This window comes from Flavobacteriales bacterium, assembly GCA_013001705.1.
GTDB lineage: Bacteria > Bacteroidota > Bacteroidia > Flavobacteriales_D > JABDKJ01 > JABDLZ01.
In genome coordinates this window covers 1-2,921 of sequence record JABDLZ010000073.1, presented here as the reverse complement: position 1 = coordinate 2,921, position 2,921 = coordinate 1, and the positions used below count along the sequence as shown (strand labels likewise).

Genomic DNA, 2,921 nt, shown 5'->3' with positions numbered 1-2,921 from the left:
GATCTACCCTTTGCAGTGGACCTCAATCAGGGCTGCAGAGATAGAGAAGAGGCTGCTCTACTCATAGAAGCCTTGGAAGATTTTGCTTGCCGCCTCGTGGAACAGCCCTTGAAAGCCTCGGATCATGAAGGGCATCGTTGGCTGGGGGAACGTGTGAGCATTCCCATAATCGCAGATGAATCCATACGGAATGAGGATGACTTAGGCCAATTTCACGAAGTCTATGCCGGAGTGAATGTGAAGGTCATGAAATGTGGTGGTCTGCTCCAAGCGCAGCGCATGCTCCGCTTCCAAGCTTCGCAGACGGATAGTCGGCCATTCATAAAGGTCCTGGGCTGTATGTCAGAATCTACACTGGGAATCTACACGTCTTCCGTCCTGGCACCGCTCAGCGATGTGGCCGATCTGGATGCACCCTATCTCAGCGCCAACGACCCCTTCGAGGGATTCAGGATCATCCATGGAAGAATAGAACGGGACGATTCTGTCCGTCTGAAAGGCGGTCTCTCACTCGGATAGGATAGGGTCTACGGACCAACCCGTACCTTCACCCCATGTCAAAGGCCATCGCCATCGATTTCGGACTCAAACGCTGCGGTATCGCTATCACGGATGAACTCAAGATGATCGCCAGCCCACTGGAGACCGTTCCTGCCGTGGACTTGGAGACCTTTCTGGCCAAGCTCTTCGAACGTGAGAAGGTAGATACCATCGTCATCGGTCTGCCTGTCTCCTTGGATGGTAGCGACACCGATATCACACCCAACGTGCGCTTGCTCAATGAGCGCCTGCACATGCTCTATCCCGAAAAGCAGGTCTGTCTCTACGATGAGCGCTTCACTTCCAGCATGGCCGGTCAGGCACTGGTGGATTTCGGTATGAAGAAGAAGGACCGCCAGAAGAAGGAGAATCTGGACATGACCAGCGCAGCCTTGATTCTACAGGGCTATCTGCGCAGCCTCACTTCTTAGCTACATTTCTCTGAGAACCCAGCACTGCCTTTTCGTACTTTTGCGGCCGATTTGATTGAAGGTGACTTTACCCATTGTAGCATACGGTGACCCGGTTCTGAAGAAGATCTGTGAACCCATCGATCCCGACCATCCCGAATTGGGAGGGCTGATCGAGGATATGTTCGAGACCATGTACGAGGCCAGTGGAGTAGGCCTGGCCGCTCCGCAGATAGGTAAGAGCATACGTCTCTTCATCGTGGATGCCAGCCCTTTTGCCGAAGATGAGAATCTGGAAGAAGAAGAGCGGAAATTCCTCAAGGATTTCAAGCGGGTCTTCATCAATGCAGAGATGGTCGAGGAAGAAGGAGAGCTCTGGGAATTCGAAGAAGGCTGTCTCAGTATCCCCGATATCAGAGAAGCCGTGAAGCGTGAGCCTACCATCACCATCAATTACCTGGATGCTGATTTCAATGAGCAGGAAGAGACCTTGACCGGCTATGCAGCCCGTGTGGTGCAGCATGAGTATGATCATATAGAAGGCGTACTCTTCACTGACCGTATCGGTTCCTTCCGCAGAAGATTGCTCAAGGGGAAACTCAATGATATCGCCACCGGGAATATCGAGCCACGGTATAAGATGCGATTCGCAAAAAAGAAAAGGAGATGAGATCAAGGAATTTCCTGATAGTGATCCTATTGCTTGGATCGATGGCCTGCACCACAGCTGCAGAGCGTATCGGACAGATCGAACAGTTGGAGATCGCTATGTTCGACAAGGACAAGAAATTCGATGAGGACATAGCCCGCGACCTCATGGGCGATTATGAGCAGTTCGCAGAGGAATTTCCAGAGCATGAGATGGCTCCGGAATTCTTGGACAGAGCGGCCAATATCGCCCGACAGCTCAAGGAGTATGAGCGCGGACTGGAGAACTACCAGACCATCGTGGTTCGCTATCCGGATTTCGAAAAGATCATCGAGACCAAATTCCTCATCGCCTTCATGTACGATGTGGAGCTCAAGAACAAGGAAAAGGCCGAGGAGAAGTACAAGGCCGTGGCCGAGCAGTACCCCGACCATGTATTTGGAAAGAATGCCAAAGACCGTCTGGTCACCTTGCATATGTCCGATGAGGAACTCATCGAATTCTTCAATCAGAAGAACTCCAGACAGTAGTTCTATACCCTCTGATATTCATGTGTTTATGTGCTTATATCGTTATGATTTAGCACAGATACTTTTCCCCAATTTCCGTGGAAGAATATGTAGACAAGCTGTCTACGCTCATCCTATAGGGATTCTTCATTTATCATACTTTGGCACAGACCTTGAAATCCTCAAGGGAAAGACCGCGTATGACTATTTCGACCAATACGATCAGAACGGTACTCCTCATCCTACTATCGATGAGCATCGGATGTACCACTTCCAAGTCCTTGATGAAGGACGGGTTCAAGTATGAAGAGGCCGGTATGTACGAAGATGCCGTCAAAGCCTATAAAGCCTCACTGGCCCGGAAGATGACCAATGTGGAATCCCGCACCGGATTGCGCAATGCCGGTCAGCGTGTGCTGGATGATATGCTGGATGAGTTCAATCGCTCATCCATACTCGGGCGTATGAAAGAGGCGGTGTATAGCTTCCAGATAGCAGAGGATTTCAAAAAGGAGGTCAAGAAATACGGAGTGGATCTGGATATCCCCGATCACTACTTTATGACCTATACCCAGTTGGAGAACAACTATCTGGACGATCTCTACGAAGAAGGTCTGGCCTATTTGGATGAAGAGGACTTCGATCAGGCCCGCACCCGATTCGATGAGATCATGGGCCTCGATGCAGACTACAAGGATGTACACATCCTTCAGAACACGGCCATTCTGGAGCCCAAATACCGCAGAGCACAGAACTTCATGGATGCCGGCCAGTACCGCGATGCCTATCGCGAATACCTGAGCATCATTAATC

The 2,921-nt window shown here is 50.6% G+C and carries 5 protein-coding genes; all 5 read left to right on the top strand.

The window, feature by feature from the left end; translation table 11 throughout:
- A partial coding sequence (locus tag HKN79_02915) for a hypothetical protein (GenBank protein ID NNC82502.1) occupies nt 1–519 on the top strand: 519 nt, incomplete at its 5' end.
- A gap of 35 nt (nt 520–554) precedes the next feature.
- On the top strand, nt 555–971 hold the full coding sequence (gene ruvX / locus HKN79_02910; GenBank protein ID NNC82501.1) for a Holliday junction resolvase RuvX: 417 nt from the start codon (nt 555–557) through the stop codon (nt 969–971).
- A gap of 61 nt (nt 972–1,032) precedes the next feature.
- Nucleotides 1,033–1,620, top strand: a complete 588-nt coding sequence (locus HKN79_02905) for a peptide deformylase (protein ID NNC82500.1) — start codon at nt 1,033–1,035, stop codon at nt 1,618–1,620.
- A complete protein-coding gene (locus HKN79_02900; protein NNC82499.1) occupies nt 1,617–2,129 on the top strand; it encodes a tetratricopeptide repeat protein in 513 nt (170 codons plus the stop codon). The genes HKN79_02905 and HKN79_02900 overlap by 4 nt, the downstream gene beginning before the upstream one ends.
- 179 nt (nt 2,130–2,308) lie before the next feature.
- Nucleotides 2,309–2,921 (top strand): hypothetical protein (locus HKN79_02895; protein ID NNC82498.1); only part of this gene is annotated, 613 nt, incomplete at its 3' end.

Bases quoted from the DNA above. Each gene is read 5' to 3' on its own strand.
- HKN79_02900 (NNC82499.1), top strand. From the start codon at position 1,617: ATGAGATCAAGGAATTTCCTGATAGTGATCCTATTGCTTGGATCGATG.
- ruvX (NNC82501.1), top strand. From the start codon at position 555: ATGTCAAAGGCCATCGCCATCGATTTCGGACTCAAACGCTGCGGTATC.